Genomic DNA, 16851 nt, shown 5'->3' on the forward strand with positions numbered 1-16851 from the left:
GTCCGGCGTCGGGGGAGGTAGCGGGTGCGTTCGCGGGGACGGTCAGCGGCAAGGTCGCGACCACGGTGGCCGGGTCCACCGTCCACGCGCCTGCTCGCCGAGACCGTCGACTCGGCGATCACCTGGCGATCACGGTTTCGCGCGGTCGAATCTCCGCGAAGGTGGAGCTGCCGTGCGTGACCAGAGGTGGTTCCACCCGCTCCATTTTAGCTAGAATTATGTACATGACGACTCTTCCTGTTGCCGATGCCCGGGCGCAGCTGTCGAGGCTGGTGGATGAGGCCGAACGCACGCATGAGCGGTTCGAGATCACCCGCAACGGGCACCGCGCCGCGGTCCTGCTGGGCGCAGACGACTACGACGCGCTGCGGGAGACGATCGCGGTGTTGTCGGATACGGATTTGCTGACGGTCCATCTCGCCGGACGGGCCGAGGTCGAGGGCGGGGATGTCGTCGAGGCGAAGGAGCTGGCCCGGCTGATGCGCGATCCTCGGTCGGCGGAGGAGTGAGCGAGCCGGGTGACCGGTATCGGTTGGTGATGGCGCGGTCCGCTGCGCAGACGCTGACGAAGTCGTTGCCGGAGAAGGTCGCTACTGCGGTGTACGAGTTCGTCACGCGTCCGCTTCTGGAGAATCCGAGAGGGGTTGGAAAACCTCTGGAGTCGCCACTTGCGCCGGCGTACAGTGCCCGCCGGGGCACGTACAGGGTGCTGTATCTGATCAACGACGCGAACGGCACGGTCGAGGTCACCGCGATTTCCCACCACGCCGACGCCTTTCACATGTGAACCTGTCACCGTGCACGATCGCGAATTTGTCCGGGAAGCGTGCCGCGGATCGGCGCGGAAGGTCGCCGATGGATTGCCCGCGTGCCTGGGACACGAGGGTGGAGCAGGCGCTGTCGAACTGCATGTGTGGACCTCTCTGCTCGGGTGCGAGTCGGAGTCGGTCGTGGCCCCGTCTCGCGGCGCGACTCGTAGGTGAACTGTGCCCGCGCAGTTCGGTGAGCCGATACCGTCCAACTACGTGATCACTACGGATCGGGTCCAGGCCTCGATGGCGGAGTGAAAGGTCCAGCTCGCACGCTCTTCATCCGAAACCGTCACTGCGACTACGCATTCTGTCCCCGGCTACCGACACATCCTGACCCCACCACTTGCCCTGCAGTGTGATGTGGAGCGACAGTGTCCCCCTAAGTGGACTGGATCACAGTCGGGTCCCGTTCGTATGGTTCCCGTCATCGCCTGCATCTGCGTACCTGATTCACCCACGCCCTCCGAGGGCGGAACGGAGCAGCAATGAACGAAAATCTCGCCAACGTCGGAACCGGCACCAATCTCTTCTCCACAGGAAAGGTCAGAGGAGTGGCCCGGTGGTTCAACGACACGTCCGACGTCCTGTCGATCGACGATGACGACCTCGAGAATACGATCGCGTTCGTCAACAAGGGAGGCATGACCTTCCTCTCGCCGATCCTCCCGGACCTGCGGGGCATCGTCTGTACCGCGGGCAGCCGGGAATCCCACCTCGCGATCTTGTGTCGCGAATCCGACGTGCCATGCGTGCTGGCGGCAGACCTCGTCGAGTCCGTCTCCGACGGCGACATCGTCGTCCTCGATCTATCCGACTCCGAGACGGCATATATCGCTACGACCGCGGAGGTATCGGCATGACTGCGCAGCTGACCTCTCCCGCGAACCTCGACCTCCTCTACACGGACCCCACCTACGAGCCGACACTCGACGAGTGGAACTGGCTGGTACACAAGGCCGGTACCGCATACAAGTCCGAACTGGCCGCGCGCACGGTATTCGAATCCGAACTGTTCGGAATGAACACCTACATCATCATGTCGATGATGGAGGACTATCTGCGCGTACCCGAACGCATCCGCACGATCCGGCAGCACGCTACGCCGACCGAACTGGTCCGCAAGGCCCTGCCCATCGGCACCAAGCGAAGCTTCATCAACCTGACAGCTACTCCGCTGCACTATCTGACCGGCCGCGAACTCTTCGTGGACCTCGGCGAGAACACGCTCGCCGACGGCCTCGAGGACCAGCTGGAAGTCCTGAGATTCTGGCGCGAGGCGACTATCGCGATGCGTACGGACGGTGTGCTGTTCAACATGGATGCCGATCCTGCAAACAGCTCTCACGTCGTCGACGACGAACTGCTGTCCGAGATTCGCGCGGCTCTGGTCCCTGCCGACGATGCGACCAAGACAGCGATCCGCAAGTTCGGAGCACGCCTGACCGCATACGCATTCCTCGAGAACTGCGACGCACGGATGGCTGTATGTGACACAGGACCGTACGTCCTCGAGGACGGATCGTTTCTCGCTCTCCGCGAAACCTGCGCTGACGGTGACGGCGACTTCCCCTGGCTCGACGGAATCAGGGAATCGCTGCCCTACCACCATTTCGTCATTGCCTACCGCCTTCCGAGTACCGTGCAGATGGACAACAATGTCTGGGGCACAGCCTGGTTCACGCCGAGCGACTATCAGGGAGACATCCTCGAAACCCGTGTGTTCACTACGGACGACGGCACCCTCAGACCACTCGATCTGGACGACATCGAGATGGCGACCAAGGCGATCCGCAAGGCACACCGAACTCTGTACGAACGACTGGCAAATACCGATCCGCAACAGCGCAACCTGTACGCGACACAGATGTACGCATGGAAGCTCAAGGCATGGGCCCGTCTTGCCGACTGCTACGACGACATCGACTGGAACGTGACACCCCGCATCGCCGACTCCTTCCAGAAGTTCAGTGACCCGGAGGTGGCACTGAATCTGATCGGCGGCGTCTTCGTGCCCGGCGACCGTGACGGGTGCTTCCGCCCGCTGGGAGGTTGACAACCGACTTTCGCGTCGTGCTTCCGACAGCTGCCGTCCCGGCTCATGTAAGAGCCGACCAACAGCTGAGCACCCGCCGTCACAGGCCTCCCGACATCGTCGGTGGGAATCGTTGCCGAGCGCATCCGCGCCGGCCGGCCGGAGAACTGCTGATCTGCCCTACTGGAGAAGGACCCCGCATGCCTACTGCCGCGACACCAGCGCGATACAAAGGAGTGAGCTCGTACAACTTCGGATCTGCGCACGGCACGATCCGCGCTTTCCATACACCGCAGGACGTCATCGACGTCTTCGGTGACGACCTCGGTGGTGTCATCGCGCTGGTGGAGTCCGGCGGCACTACCTTCCTCTCGCCCATCCTCGGTCGATTGGGTGGAATTATCTGCACGTCCGGCACTTCCCGGTCGCATCTGGCCATCGTGTCGCGCGAATACGAAGTGCCGTGCCTCCTGGCCGTCGACCTCACCGACTGGATGCCCGCCGACGGTGATGCGGTGCGTATGGAATCGTCATCCGACAACGAAGGCTGGCTGATGCCGGCTACAGACACCGACGTGTCAGGGGCCAGCACCGCGGACATCCTTCCCACCGCGGCCCCCACATCCGGAGTCACCGACCACACAGGACCGACCCGCCGGTACACATCCGAAACGACCGGCTGTCCTGTAACCGACTGGTGGAACTACGTCGCCACCGTCGGAGACGAGATCGGGCGCAAACCCTTTCCGGCATCCGTCACGGTCGACACCGTGAGCCAGCTGTGTCGAGAGAAGATGACCGACAGCCAATTGGAACAACTCATCCTGCACATGGGTCGGTCTTTCAAGCCCGAGATGACACGACGGTCCGGCTTCACTTCCGAGATCTTTCCGATGATGCCGTACATGTCCATGTCGGTGATCGAAGACTTCTACAGCTATCCCGAACGGATCCGCGTGATCGATGCCGCGATGCCGGCCGAAGAAATCGGTGCGCGCTTGCGTATGCAGTCGGGACAGATCAGTCCCCTGTGGATCTGGATGGTCGGGTATCACTACCTTTGCGGACGCGAGCTTCTCATCGGTCTCGGAAAACTCGGTCCGAACGATGCCCTCGATGACGTGCGGACCGTCGTCGACTTCTGGAGACGACTCACGCTCTCCCATCGAGGAGACGGAACGCTCGACTACAAGGACGCCGGCTTCACCAACAAGTACCTGCCGCAGCAGGAAGTGGACTGCCTGCGCCGGACACTGCACCCCTTGGACGCCGCGACGAGCAAAGAGCTGAAGCAGCTCAACGCTGCGCTGTCCGGATACTGCTTCATGTACTTCACCGACTCGAGGGTCGGTATCTGCGACAACGGACCCTACCCGGACGAGACCCGGGGCACTGCGGTCCTGGTACGGGACTTCCTGAGCCTGGACAGTGGCCCCTTCGCCTACCCATGGGCTAAGACCTGCAATCCCGGAGTCAGCGGCGTGACGTTGACGCTCGAATACTCGCCAGCGGCGTTCCACGACTTCGAGATCAACGATTGGGGTACCACCTTCACCGAACCCGACCACTTCCTGTCCGCGGTCGTCAGTGCTTCGGTCGTAGCTCGATATGCCGACGGAACCACCACCGTACTCCCGCCGGAACAGTGGTCGGAGCTCGCGAAACGTCTGGGCTCCGAACACCTCGGGTTGTATCGGACCTTCAGCGACATGGATCGGGAAAGCCGCATCCTCGCAGCCACGCGAATGTACAGCTGGGGACTACGGCCGTTCGCGCGTCTTGCCGGTGTCGAAGACGCCATCGACTGGTCGTTCTCGAACCGTACGATGGCTCTCTTTCCCGAACCGCTCGCAGATGACGATCAGGCAGCCGCGATCTTCGGCGGAGCACTCGTTGCCCACGATCGCCCCAGCGCCTTCACAGGTTTCAACTAGACCACCGCAGCGGAACTACCGCACAACGCATCACGAGAAGTGGCCGCCGGCAGGTGGCTCGAAAGGTAAACATCATGCGTCAGTCAATGCAGCTCGTGACACCTGCAGACGAATACCTGATCCATCAGACACCCGATACGTTCTCGATCGTCTCCGACTCGGACGTGTCCTGGACGGAACGAGTCTGGTGCTCACTGTTCGCTCGCGACGGCTCGCTCCAGATCGACTTCGGCCTGGGCAAGTACCACAACCGCAATGTCGTCGAAGGTTTCGGCGGTATCTCCCGAGGCATAGAGCAGATCACTGTACGAGCCAGTACCGAGCTCGACCAGCACCCCGAGCGGACGGGCGTCGGACCGATCGACTACGAGATCATCGAGCCGATGCGTAAGGTCCGGTGCATCCTGCGTGAGAACGACGTCCAACCACTGTCTTTCGACGTCACGCTCACCGCGGTCCTGCCTCCTTTCCTCGAACGAAAGGATGCGCAGCGTGGAATGGACGGCCTACGGATCTCCTCGGACCTGCGGCGGTTCCATCAGCTGTGCACCGTCTCCGGGTGGGTCGAGATCGACGGCGACCGCACGGAGATCACCGACGAGACCTGGCTCGGATACCGGGACCGCTCGTGGGGGGTCCGCATGGACGTCGGTGAACCGGCCCCGGACGTCCACTCACCGAACCGCATGGATCAGGACTTTCTGCTCACCTGGAGTCCCATGTACTTCCAGCCGGCAGATGGTAGCGCCCCGTACGAGATTCACCATTATCTCCAGTGGGTCGATGGCGAGGTCCACTACTTCTCCGGATTCGTCAACTACGCGGATGGCCGTCAGGAACCTCTGCACGGCATGGTGGACGATCTGAAATACGACCCCGCCACACGACGTCTGCTCGGCGGCACGATGACCTTCGACTCCGGCTGGGGTAAGACGCGAACAGTGGAGATTGCGCCCGTGTCCGACATCGGATTCCACCTCGGCACCGCACTCTACTTCGGTTACAAGGGAGAGCGGCACGGCGGGTGGAAGGGCATCGACCATCTCGACGGCGAGCGGTACAAGGACATGACCGACCGCCAAACACTGCTCGAAGCTCACCAGTTGCGAGACTGTGTGATCACCACCCGGGAGGGTGACGCAACAGGATTCGGGATCTTCGAGTCGATGGTCATCGGCGACCATCCTCGCTACGGTCTCCGGGGTGAGGACTCGTTCCTCTGACGGACCCGTGACGCTGTCTGTCCGAGTCGGCCGCCGTACCCTTCACGAACGCAGGGGGTGCGGCGGTCGACGCGTCTTCGGGTCTCCGTCACCGAGTTGACAACGTTGATTTCTACGGAATGTGGTTTCCAGCAGTCGATTTGACACTCTCGACACGCAAGGTCCAGCTACCCGCAGCATTGTGGACGCTGCGGGTAGCCGGCCCCGATGGTGCCTCGTCATTGCCGTTGTGAGCGCGCGAGGAGCGCCAACTCCATCCTGGACTGACAACCGGTGGCCGTGAGGATGCGAGAGATGTACTTCTTGACACTGTCTTCGGCCAGCGACAGCGTTTCCGCGATCTGCGCGTTGGACAGACCTTCGGCTACGAGATAGACCACCTGTTGTTGCCGCTCGGGAAGTCGGGTCAAGGTGGCGAGCGGCCGCGTGGTGGGCAATCCACGTGCGATGGCGGACAATTGGCGGCTGAGCAACCGAAGGGTCGCCATTTCGTGCACTCCGAGCTTGTTGGGCTGAGGATCGAACATGCCCACCAATGCAGTATGGCCGCCACCGAGTTCGAGTCGCATCGCAGCGGCAGTCTCCATTCGCCATGTCGAACCCAGGAAGTGTCGGACGTAGGCAGCTGCAGCCGGCGGTAGGGGGGCGAACGCCTGTAGCTCCGCCAGTGAGGCGACCCCACTCGTCATCAGTTGTTGCACTGCGGAGGTGCAACCGAACACATCGTGGCGGGCCCAACGCTCCTGGTATTCGGGCAGCATCTTTGCTGTTGCCCCTTCGGTGAGCGGGGCGGCGTCCTCGAAGACGGTGTGGAACGTCGCTCCGGCGAAGAAGGACACGTGTTGCAGACCGAATTGCTCTTGTAGTGCTTGGACAGTGCGCTCTTTGAAGTCGGGAACGGATGCCGCATCGGCGCAGCGTTCGAGCACGTCGAACGCGAGCTCGTAGTCACGCGGTTCCAGGACTTTGCGTATTGGGGACCTGGTCGACGGGGGTGCGGAACGGGTGTTCCGAAGGCCTGTCGAACTGTCCCCCATAGTGGACTGGGTCACAGTCGAAATAGTAGCTAATTTCGGTCACAGAGTAAGAGGTTCACCTGCGTACCCGACGGTAGGTGCCGGTCGGTGCACTACGCCTCGGTCACTACACGATTCGAGTGAGGAACAATGTCTGATTCTGAATGGACCACTCCCAAATGGGGAGCAACGGAAGTGCTTCCGTTGCCCGGCCGCTTCAACTCCATGGTGCGGACGTTGGCGGCGGACCGTACCGCCGCAACCGGAGCGCAGTGGAAGGACATCGTCTTCGAGCGTCAATTCGAATTGTTCTCGCGCGCAGACGCCGACGCGATAGAGAAGGAAGTCCTCGACTCCGGCTACCGCTTCGACTTCTCGGCAACGGTGTCACTCGAATCCGAACCGGAGAAGTACCGGCGACCCGAACGTGAAACCTCAGGATTCACCGAGGAGCGGTCGGCAGACGGCCGCCGGCAGGTTGGTGTCGGTGACAACGTCATCAGCAAACCGCAGACGGTCGTCGGCCCTGTAGCCCTGATCTCCACGATCGAACAGGTGATGGACTACCTGACCGACGGGGTGCCGGCCGGGACCATCGCAGTGATCGACGATTCGGGCGGCACCCTGACCGCCCCGATCATAGAGGGATTCGCGGGAGTCATCTGCCTCGGCGGCACGGTCCGCTCTCACCTGGGGATCCTCGCTCGGGAGTACGACGTTCCCACCCTGATGAACTGCAAGATCGACGAGCTCCGGGACGGAGATCTGGTCGAGCTGGAGGTGACCGCGACACCTCCAGCCTCGGATGCATACGAAACCGGCGACATCGGGCACGCCCGAATCTGGCTGATCGAAAACGAGGGCTGAACCATGGCGAAGCTGAACTACCGGTCCCTGCTCGAGACCAACAACTACGTACGGAATCTGTCCGACACCACCTACTGGCTGTGCATCACCCGCACAGTGCAGGAATCGAAGCTCTTCCCGATGAGCCCATACATGCTGCTGAGCTATCTCAACAGCTTCTATCGGCTGCCCACTCAGCTGAGGGAGATCGACGCGATCACCCCCGCAGAAGAACTCGGCGACCGTGCGCGCGAGGTCAGTCTCAAGGTCAACACCGTCAACGGTGCCTGGGGCATGCCCACCTTCTACCTCCTCGGCCGGGAAATGCTGATGAACTGGGGTTTGATCCGGCCTACGGACGCAGTCGACGATGTCGTGGACGTGCTCGACTTCTCGCGACGGTTCAATCTCGCGTACCACCGCAACGACGGTCATCTCACCAACAAGGAATTCGGCGACCGCAGCCAGTTTCTTCCCGAGCGCACCCTGCAGGTCTTCGAAGCCGATCTGCACGGGGTCACCCCCGGTGACCGTCTGCACACTGCAGCCACCAAGCTCATCGCCCAGTTGTCGCAGTTCGCGTTCCTCGCGCACTGCGAGTGTCGCATCGGCCTGCACAACAGCGGTCCGTACAACTTGGGCAATGACCGGCAGATGATCGTCCGGGACTTCTTCGATCTCACCGAAGGCGACTACCCCTGGCTGGATGGCATCGCGACGCAACTGCCGTTCAACAATCTGACGATCCCAATTGTCTTCAAGGACACGAACTTCCACCTGATGGATGACTGGGCATCGTTCGAAGCCGAGCCGAGTTACAACGCCTCCAACATCGTGGCCATCGGCATGTACAGCTCGGATGCACTGACCGACGGCTACGTGCCGGTCGGAATGGACAATGCCGACACCTTGGCCGACACCATGGAGCAGTACCGCGAGATCCTCAACGAAGCGACCACCGACCTGTGGAAGCGCATCGCGTCCTGGTCGCGGGAACAGATGATCGACGCCGGCGCCCTCGTCTACTCCTCGGTAGGCAAGGATTTCGCGCACCTGGCCGGAACCTACCGCCAGGACGACTGGCTCCAACTCGACGAGCGGGTCCAACGCTTCAAGCCCCTGATGAACGACGAGTACGGCCGCGACCACCTCGGCGAGATGGTGGGTCTGCTCGGGCTGCCGCACCAGTCCGCCAACGAATACACGATGGCGCGCTACTCGTCGCAGAGCCGGAACATGATCAACGGCATACCCTATTCGGTACTCACCGATGACGACTACGCCCCGACCGTAGGCGACCACTTCTCCGGCTCGAGCAGCCTGCCCGTCAAGACCGGGCTGTGGACAACCAGCGCCGGCCGGATCGACATCGACGACTACAACGCACGCGCGCGCGGGTTCACTCCGGCAGTCCTCGACGGCGCGCACCGCTACCGCGACGAGGAGTGGGTGAAATGGCACCACGGTAGCGAGCAGGCCGACGAACTGTACCGCCTCACCCAGCGTGGCTCGCGCAATCTCGAAGGACGCGGTTCCGCGCTGAGGCGTGCCGACCTGCCGAGTCCCGGTGACACGAAGGGCGACGATCATGCAGATCGGTGACCTGATCCGCCGCGCCGGCGCGCAGTTCGGTTCGGCCCCGGCGTTGATCCACGAGGACCGGGTGGTGAGTTTCGCCGAGTTCGACGAACTCACCGACCGACTCGGCAATGCCCTGCTGGCCGCCGGTCTCACCGCCGGTGACCGGGTTGCAGTGCTCATGCCCAATGGCATCGACGGCGTCGTCGCCTACTATGCGATTGCGAAAGCGGGATTGGTGCGAGTTCCGTTGAACGTTCGCGAGACCGCCTCCGAGCACGCGTACAAGATCGATGATTCGCAGGCCCGCGCCCTGATCCATGCAGGAGACCCGCCCGCATCGGTCGAGGTGATGATCACCGCCGACGAACTGCCCGGTCTCATCGCGGGCGCCTCGTCCGACCCGTGCGACGTACGGCGTGAGCAGGATGCACCATTCCGTCTGGCCTACACCGGTGGGACAACCGGAAAACCCAAAGCGGTGGTCCTGACCACGCGGAGCGAACTCGCGGAGGTCGCCAACTTCCTGGTCGACCTGCTTCCCAACCTCCGACCGGATTCGGTGATGTTGCATGCAGCCCCCATCACTCACGGCAGCGGCGCGTTCTTCCTGCCGCATCTGGTCAAGGGCGCTCCGAACGTGATCCTGCCGAAGTTCACCTCCGCAGCATTCCTCGATGCAGCAAGAAAGTGCGGAGCCACAACGACATTCATGGTGCCGACGATGATCGCGCTGCTTCTTGAGGATCCGGACACGGCGACAGCCGATCTCGCCCTCGAGCGCCTGTGCTACGGCGGGGCTCCGATCGCCACCAGCGTGCTGCAGCGCGGCCTCGATGTGCTCGGACCGGTGTTCGCACAGCTGTACGGGCAAGCCGAGGCTCCACTGGCGATCACGTGCCTGCAACCGTGGGAACACACACCGGAGCGGCTCACCTCCGCCGGCAAGCCCTACACCTTCGTCGAAGTCCAGATCCGTGACACCGACGGCAACGTCCTCGGTCCCGGCGGGGTGGGGGAGGTCCTCACCAGAGGACCGCACACCATGAGCCGGTACTGGCGACGTCCCGAGGCAACCGCCGAGACCATCGAACCGGACGGTTGGCTGCACACCGGCGACATCGGACGGTGGGACGACGACGGCTACCTGCATCTGCTCGACCGTCGGCACGACGTGATCATCTCGGGCGGTTTCAACGTGTACCCGCGTGAAGTCGAAGACGCCCTCCTGACTCATCCCGCTGTGGTCGAAGCCGCGGTCGTGGGCCTTCCCGACGAAAAGTGGGGTGAACGGGTCGCGGCTGCCGTGGTCACCCGCAGCGACACGCGTCCCGAAGAGATCCTCGAGTTCTGCGCGGACCGGTTGGCCGGATTCAAACGCCCGCGTGCCATCGAGATCTGGCCCGCAATCCCTACCAGCCCCGTCGGCAAGTCGCTGCGCCGCGAAGTACGCGACCGGATGGCCGCGGCCCGACAGTGACCCGCGGACCAGCACCGAAAGGACCCCATCAATCATGCTCGATCCCTATGAGCTCACCGTGCATACCCTGACCCTGCGCCAGCTCGGCTCCGCCGAGGATCTCAGCAACATCAACGGTCTTCCGGTCGACGACGTCGAAACGGCGCTGGAAAAGGCCGTCGTCGAAGGCACCGTCATGGCCGCGCGCGGAAACCACATGATCACCCCCGCCGGCCGTGAATTCCTCGACGGCGTGTACCCGCGCACGTTTGCTGCGCTGCGCGCCGACGCTGCCGTCACGGCAGCGATGGATGCCTTCGAAACCGGCGTGAACAAACAGATTCTCGCCCTGACCACCGACTGGCAGACCATCGAGATCGACGGCGACCGGGTTCCCAACGATCACGGCGACCCCGAGTACGACTCCAAGATCATCACCAAACTCGCTCGGGTGCACGAGAAGACCTACAAGGTCCTGCGCCCGCTGGCCGACGCCGACCCGCTTGTCGATCGATTCCTCGACCGGATCGGCGACGCTCTCGTCCGAGCGGAAGGCGGCGAAACCGACTACGTCAGTGGGGTCCGGGTCGACTCGGTGCACACCGTCTGGTTCCAGATGCATGAACACATTCTTCGGCTGACCGGAAGGGAACGTCCGGAATGAGTACCACAACGAGTTTGCAGTGGCTGGTCGTACCGGAAGAGATTGCGGCCGAGCCGAGTCGGGATCTGGTGGGGGGAAAGGCATGGAGTCTGTGGCGCATGCGGTCTCTCGGACTGCGGGTTCCTCCTGCCTTCGTCGTCACCACCGAGGCATGCAGGGCGTATTTCGCGGACGGTCACATGCCCGACGGTCTCGCCGAGGAGCTGGTCGCGGGAATCCGTTTCCTGGAACAGAAACTGGGTCGCACTTTCGGTGGTAGCGAACGTCCATTGCTCGTCTCGGTGCGATCGGGCGCTGCCGTGAGCATGCCGGGCATGATGGACACGATCCTCGACCTGGGATGCAACGACTCCGTCGAGGCTGCCCTGGCCGCCGAGAGCGGCGATCCGGAGTTCGCTGCCGAGGTGCACCGCCGATTCACAGGGTTCTACGGCCGGCTGGTGCTGGGGTGCACCGAAGAACTCGACGAATTGCCCGACACCGCCGCCGTACGTGCGGCCATCGCCGAGGATGTCGATGCGACCGTACCGGCAGACCCGTGGGAACAACTCCGCGCCGCTGTGGCGGCGGTGTTCGAGTCGAGTCGCTCGCGACGTGCGTTGGCCTACCGCAAGCACTACGGCATTCCCGACGACCTCGGAACGGCGGTCACCATCCAGGCGATGGTGTTCGGCAACCTCGACGACGATTCCGGTACCGGTGTGCTCTTCACCCGTAACCCCGTCGACGGCACCCGAGAGCCCTACGGCGAGTATCTGGCCGGAGGGCAGGGGGAGGACGTGGTGTCCGGACGGATCACGCCGGAACCGTTGTCCTATCTCGCCGCTCGCTGGCCTTCGGTGCACGCCGAACTACTGGAGGCTGCGGAGTGTCTCGACCGTGAAGGTCGCGATGCGCAGGACATCGAGTTCACTGTCCAGAGTGGCGAACTGTTCCTGCTCCAGTCGCGACCGGCGAAGCGGACCGCCCGAGCAGCGGTGCGTATCGCGGTCGCGCTCGTCGACGAGGGCGTTCTCGAACCGGAGGAAGCTCTGTCGCGGGTGACCGCCGATCAGATCCGGACCCTGTTGCGGCCCGAGATCGCCGCCGGGGACGCCGACGATGCCGAGGTGCTTGCCAGCGGTGTGCCTGCCAGTCCTGGAGTGGCGACGGGACCGGTGGTGGATACTCCGGAGGCCGCCCAGGCCACCCCCGGTTCCATCCTGGTTCGTAAGTCGACCAGTCCCGACGACGTGCACGGCATGATCGCCGCTTCTGCGGTGATTACCGAGCAAGGTGGGTCGACCTCGCATGCTGCGGTTGTCAGTCGAGCGCTGGACACACCGTGCGTCGTTGGATGTGGCGCCGGTACGGTTGCGGCTCTGGTGGGCCGTACCGTCACGGTCGATGCGACGACCGGTCGCGTCTACGCCGGTGAGCTGCCGACCTCGGCTGCGGATGAAAGTGCGGATCACGATCTATGTCGCCTCACCGATTGGGCCGAACGCGCCGCGCCGTTGACGGTGAGCACGACTGCCGTGCTCGAGCCGGTGTTCGATGCAGATGCGGCGGTCGAGGACCTCGGCGGCAAGCTGCCCGACATTCCTGCCGGAACCAGATCTGTTCGCGGAGGGATTTTCTGCACCCTCGATGGTGTGCGTGCCGCGATGGATGCGGGCGTCGAGGAAATCGTCACCGCCCGTCGGCTTCCGGTGCTGCTCGCTGCCGTCGCACATCACAGGAGAATTTCATGACCACACCGGAGCGTGTCACCTACCGCGAAGTGCGGGAGATTCTGCGTACCTTCCGCGACTCCGGCTGGGCTGCCATGACGCTGGAAATGGATGGTATGCGGATCACCGTGGGTAAGGACGGTCCGCCGACGGCCCGGGAACGTTCCCTCGCCGAGGCACCCGCACCCGTGCCACAGGCGGCATCGACCACCGTCCCGGCGATGACACACACACCGCCGCTCGACACAGCCGACACCGGGACCGCTGCCGACGCCGGGAAGGGCGCCGACACCGTACCTGCCGCACAAGGTGCGGTACCGACGGCACCGGCGGACACCACCGGCTGCATCGAGGTCACATCACCGACGGTCGGTGCGTTCTGGGTGGCGCCGAGCCCGGGTGAACCGCCGTTCGTGCAGGTCGGACAGAAGGTCGAGGCCGGCGAGCAACTCGCGATCGTCGAGGTGATGAAGCTGATGAATCCGATCGTCGCACCGCAGAGCGGCGAGATCGTACAGATCTGCGCCAAGAACGCCGATCTCGTCGAGTTCGACCAGGTGCTGTTCTTGATCAGGCCGAGCGATGGCTAGCCCGTCGAGCCTGGCGGTCACGGTGTCCGAGGACATTGCGCTGCGGCGAGTCCTGATCGCCAATCGCGGTGAGATCGCGGTGCGTGTCATCCGGGCGTGCCGAGAACTCGGTATCGAAACGGTGGCCATCACCTCGACGGTGGACAGGGACGGGCTCGCGGCCCGGATGGCGGACCGTGCGGTATGCATCGGACCACCGCCTGCCGGGGACAGTTACCTGTCCATTCCTGCGGTGCTTACCGCAGCGCTCGGAACCGGTTGTGATGCTGTACATCCGGGATACGGATTTCTCTCCGAGAATCCCGAGTTCGCTGCGGCGTGTGTTGCCGAAGGGCTGGTGTTCGTCGGTCCTCGGCCGGACGCGGTGGCCGAGGCCGGTGACAAGGCGCGAGCGCGGGAACTGGCGCGCTCGGCGGGGATACCGGTGCTGTCGGGATCCCCGGTGCTCGACTCGACCGAGGCTGCAGTCGCGGCGGCCGCCGAGCTGGGATATCCGGTTCTGGTCAAAGCTGCTGCCGGAGGTGGCGGACGCGGGATGTCGGTCGTCGAGAATGAAGCCGAACTTCGCGCACGCTGGTCGTCGGCGGCCGCCGAAGCGCAGTCGGCGTTCGGTGACGGCCGCACCTATATCGAACGGTTCATCCGGAACGCCCGACACATCGAGGTACAGGTCCTCGGCGACAAGCACGGCTCGGTGATCCATCTCGGTGAACGGGACTGCACGCTCCAGCGCCGCCATCAGAAGGTAATCGAAGAGTCTCCTGCACCGAACCTGCCGGAGGAGGTGCGCCAGGCTATCCGGCGCAGCGGCGTCGCCTTCGCCCAGGCCCTGGGACTCGACAGCGCCGGCACCGTGGAGTTCATCTACGACGCCGACACCGACGAATTCGCCTTCCTCGAGTTCAACGCCCGGATCCAGGTCGAACACCCCGTCACCGAGATGGTCACCGGCGTGGACCTGGTCGCCGAACAACTGCGCTCGGCCGCGGGCATCCCACTGCGGTTCACCCAGGACGACATCCACCTCACCGGACACGCGGTCGAAGTCAGAATCACCACCGAGGATCCCGCGCGGGGATTCCTCCCCCATCCGGGCACGGTCACACGATGGGAGCCGCCGACGGGCGAGGGGATCCGCGTCGACAGCCACTGCGAATCCGGGTATGTCGTCACTCCCTACTACGACTCCCTCCTGGCCAAGATCGTGGCGCACGGACCGGACCGGGACACGGCCGCAGACCGTATGGTGACCGCCCTGGAAGACCTGGGCGTCTCCGGTGTCCCCACCACCGCGGGATTCGCCCGGGTGGCGCTCGACCATCCGGACTTCCGGGCGGGCACCGTGACCACCGACTGGATCGCCTCTCGGGGCCTACCCCACTACTTGGAGAAGATCTCATGAGCTATCTGGACTGCGCCCCGCGCAATACCGACGGCAGCCGCCGCACGATCGACATCGTGGACCAGACGTTGCGCGACGGTCCGCAGAGTTGGTGGGGCATGCGCCTGCGCAAGGACATGGGCCTACCCATGGCCACGGATCTGGACCGCACCGGCTTCCACACCATCGATCTCGTCGGAAGCTCCATCTTCGAGGTGCTGGTGCGGCACTGCAAAGAGGATCCCTGGGACCAACTGATCTCACTGTCGAAGGCCATGCCGAGAACCACGGTGCGGGCCGGCACCCGGAGCAACGGCATCGTGACCTTCGGGCTCACGGCGGACAGCGTGATGGATCTGTGGGTGCAGCGGTTGTGCGCACACGGCATCGGCAGCTTCTGGATCTACGACGGACTGTTCAACATGGACAAGATCGGTCGGCTGGTCAAGACGGTGCAGGCCGAAGGCGCCCAAGCGATTCCGTGCATCCTCTATGCGGACACGCCCTATCACACCGATGAGTACTACGCTGCTCGCACTCGTGAGCTCGTCGCGACCGGTGCGGATGGGATCGAGCTCGAGGACGCTGCCGGTCTGCTCACCCCTGACCGCACACGGTCTTTGGTCGCCGCGATCAAGGGTGCAGCCGGCGATCTGCCTGTGGAGATTCACTTCCACAGCAACAATGCCATGGCGCCGGTGAACTATCTCGAGGGTGTGCTCGCCGGCGCTGATCGCGTGCACACCGCCAGTCGTCCACTGGCCGCTGGTGTGTCTCTACCGTCCACCGAGAACACGGTGGCGAACCTGCGCTATGCCGGATTCGACGTCGATCTCGACGACTCGTACTTCGCTGCCGTCGAGGAGCACCTGCTTCGGGTGGCCGACTACGAGGAGCTGCCGGTGGGTCAGCCCGCGGAATACTCCTTGTTCCAGTATCGGCATCAGCTGCCTGGTGGGATGGCCGGCACGTTCAAAGCGCAGCTGCGTGATCGTGGCATGGAGGACCGCTTCGAAGAGGTACTCGACGAAATGTCGGTGGTACGTGAGGAACTGGGTTATCCGGTGATGGCGACGCCGTTCTCGCAGCTGGTCGGCACGCAGGCGGTACTCAACGTGGTGACCGGATCGCGCTATTCGGTCGTACCGGACGAGGTGATGATCTACGCGAACGGCTTCTACGGCAAACCCGTCGCTCCTCTCGATCCCAATGTCCTCGACAAGATCATGAGCTCGCCCAAGGCGAAGAGCTTCGAGAACTGGGAGCCTCCGCAGCCCAGCCTTGCGGACCTGCGTGCAAAGTTCGGTGGATCGATCAGCGACGACGAACTCATTCTGCGGCTTCTGGTACCGGAAAGCGATATCGACGTCATGCGCGCAACTCCTCGACGCCAACGTGACTTCTCCCCGACGAGCAGGCAGACGCGTTATATCCAGGACCTGGTCGAGACGGCGGTCGGTGCCTACTTGCACATCGAGGCCGGCGACTTCTCGCTGACTTTGGAAGGTGACCACTGATGAGCGACCTCGGAGTGGGTCGGCCCACCAAGCGGCGGGCCGGTTCGGCAGTCGGAGGTCTTCCGGTGGCCGATCCGCGGCCGACGT

General features: G+C 63.6%; 15 protein-coding genes. 14 read left to right on the forward strand and 1 reads right to left on the reverse strand.

What is annotated here, in order from left to right; genetic code table 11:
- Positions 1-218 precede the first annotated feature (218 nt).
- From M1M07_RS33000 to M1M07_RS09975, 6 genes are all read left to right on the forward strand, one after another.
- A complete protein-coding gene (locus tag M1M07_RS33000; RefSeq protein ID WP_308200791.1) occupies positions 219-509 on the forward strand; it encodes a type II toxin-antitoxin system Phd/YefM family antitoxin in 291 nt (96 codons plus the stop codon).
- Positions 506-787 carry a type II toxin-antitoxin system RelE/ParE family toxin gene (locus M1M07_RS09955; RefSeq protein WP_248674004.1) on the forward strand — a complete coding sequence of 94 codons (282 nt, stop codon included), beginning with the start codon at positions 506-508 and terminating at the stop codon, positions 785-787. The genes M1M07_RS33000 and M1M07_RS09955 overlap by 4 nt, the downstream gene beginning before the upstream one ends.
- 510 nt (positions 788-1297) lie before the next feature.
- Positions 1298-1672 carry a PEP-utilizing enzyme gene (locus M1M07_RS09960; RefSeq protein ID WP_248674005.1) on the forward strand — a complete coding sequence of 125 codons (375 nt, stop codon included), beginning with the start codon at positions 1298-1300 and terminating at the stop codon, positions 1670-1672.
- Positions 1669-2865 (forward strand): hypothetical protein, encoded by a 1197-nt coding sequence (locus tag M1M07_RS09965; RefSeq protein ID WP_248674006.1) that lies wholly within the window; start codon positions 1669-1671, stop codon positions 2863-2865. The genes M1M07_RS09960 and M1M07_RS09965 overlap by 4 nt, the downstream gene beginning before the upstream one ends.
- A gap of 215 nt (positions 2866-3080) precedes the next feature.
- On the forward strand, positions 3081-4778 hold the full coding sequence (locus M1M07_RS09970; RefSeq protein WP_308200790.1) for a PEP-utilizing enzyme: 1698 nt from the start codon (positions 3081-3083) through the stop codon (positions 4776-4778).
- A 74-nt stretch (positions 4779-4852) separates the two neighbouring features.
- The gene (locus M1M07_RS09975; RefSeq protein ID WP_248674008.1) at positions 4853-6001 is read left to right on the forward strand and encodes a hypothetical protein; all 1149 of its coding nucleotides are present in this window, start codon (positions 4853-4855) and stop codon (positions 5999-6001) included.
- Between the two features lie 218 nt (positions 6002-6219).
- Here M1M07_RS09975 and M1M07_RS09980 read toward each other — a convergent pair whose 3' ends face one another.
- The gene (locus M1M07_RS09980; protein WP_248674009.1) at positions 6220-7053 is read right to left on the reverse strand and encodes a LuxR C-terminal-related transcriptional regulator; all 834 of its coding nucleotides are present in this window, start codon (positions 7051-7053) and stop codon (positions 6220-6222) included.
- 114 nt (positions 7054-7167) lie between these two features.
- On the opposite strand from M1M07_RS09980, the gene M1M07_RS09985 reads away from it, so the two are divergent.
- The 8 genes from M1M07_RS09985 to M1M07_RS10020 are packed head-to-tail and all read left to right on the forward strand — an operon-like array spanning position 7168 to position 16764.
- A complete protein-coding gene (locus tag M1M07_RS09985; RefSeq protein WP_248674010.1) occupies positions 7168-7884 on the forward strand; it encodes a PEP-utilizing enzyme in 717 nt (238 codons plus the stop codon).
- Between the two features lie 3 nt (positions 7885-7887).
- Positions 7888-9465 (forward strand): hypothetical protein, encoded by a 1578-nt coding sequence (locus M1M07_RS09990; RefSeq protein WP_248674011.1) that lies wholly within the window; start codon positions 7888-7890, stop codon positions 9463-9465.
- Positions 9452-10921 (forward strand): class I adenylate-forming enzyme family protein, encoded by a 1470-nt coding sequence (locus M1M07_RS09995; RefSeq protein ID WP_248674012.1) that lies wholly within the window; start codon positions 9452-9454, stop codon positions 10919-10921. The genes M1M07_RS09990 and M1M07_RS09995 overlap by 14 nt, the downstream gene beginning before the upstream one ends.
- A 34-nt stretch (positions 10922-10955) precedes the next feature.
- Entirely contained in the window at positions 10956-11564 is a 609-nt protein-coding gene (locus M1M07_RS10000; protein ID WP_248674013.1) for a hypothetical protein, read from the forward strand.
- On the forward strand, positions 11561-13297 hold the full coding sequence (locus tag M1M07_RS10005) for a pyruvate, phosphate dikinase (RefSeq protein ID WP_248674014.1): 1737 nt from the start codon (positions 11561-11563) through the stop codon (positions 13295-13297). Before M1M07_RS10000 ends, M1M07_RS10005 begins: the two co-directional genes overlap by 4 nt.
- Positions 13294-13866 carry a biotin/lipoyl-containing protein gene (locus M1M07_RS10010; protein ID WP_248674015.1) on the forward strand — a complete coding sequence of 191 codons (573 nt, stop codon included), beginning with the start codon at positions 13294-13296 and terminating at the stop codon, positions 13864-13866. Before M1M07_RS10005 ends, M1M07_RS10010 begins: the two co-directional genes overlap by 4 nt.
- A complete protein-coding gene (locus M1M07_RS10015) occupies positions 13859-15268 on the forward strand; it encodes an acetyl/propionyl/methylcrotonyl-CoA carboxylase subunit alpha (protein ID WP_248674016.1) in 1410 nt (469 codons plus the stop codon). The genes M1M07_RS10010 and M1M07_RS10015 overlap by 8 nt, the downstream gene beginning before the upstream one ends.
- Positions 15265-16764 (forward strand): carboxyltransferase, encoded by a 1500-nt coding sequence (locus M1M07_RS10020; RefSeq protein WP_282581942.1) that lies wholly within the window; start codon positions 15265-15267, stop codon positions 16762-16764. The genes M1M07_RS10015 and M1M07_RS10020 overlap by 4 nt, the downstream gene beginning before the upstream one ends.
- The last annotated feature ends 87 nt before the right edge of the window (positions 16765-16851 follow it).

Origin of the sequence: Rhodococcus sp. HM1 (assembly GCF_023218075.1) — a bacterium.
Lineage (GTDB): Bacteria > Actinomycetota > Actinomycetes > Mycobacteriales > Mycobacteriaceae > Rhodococcus.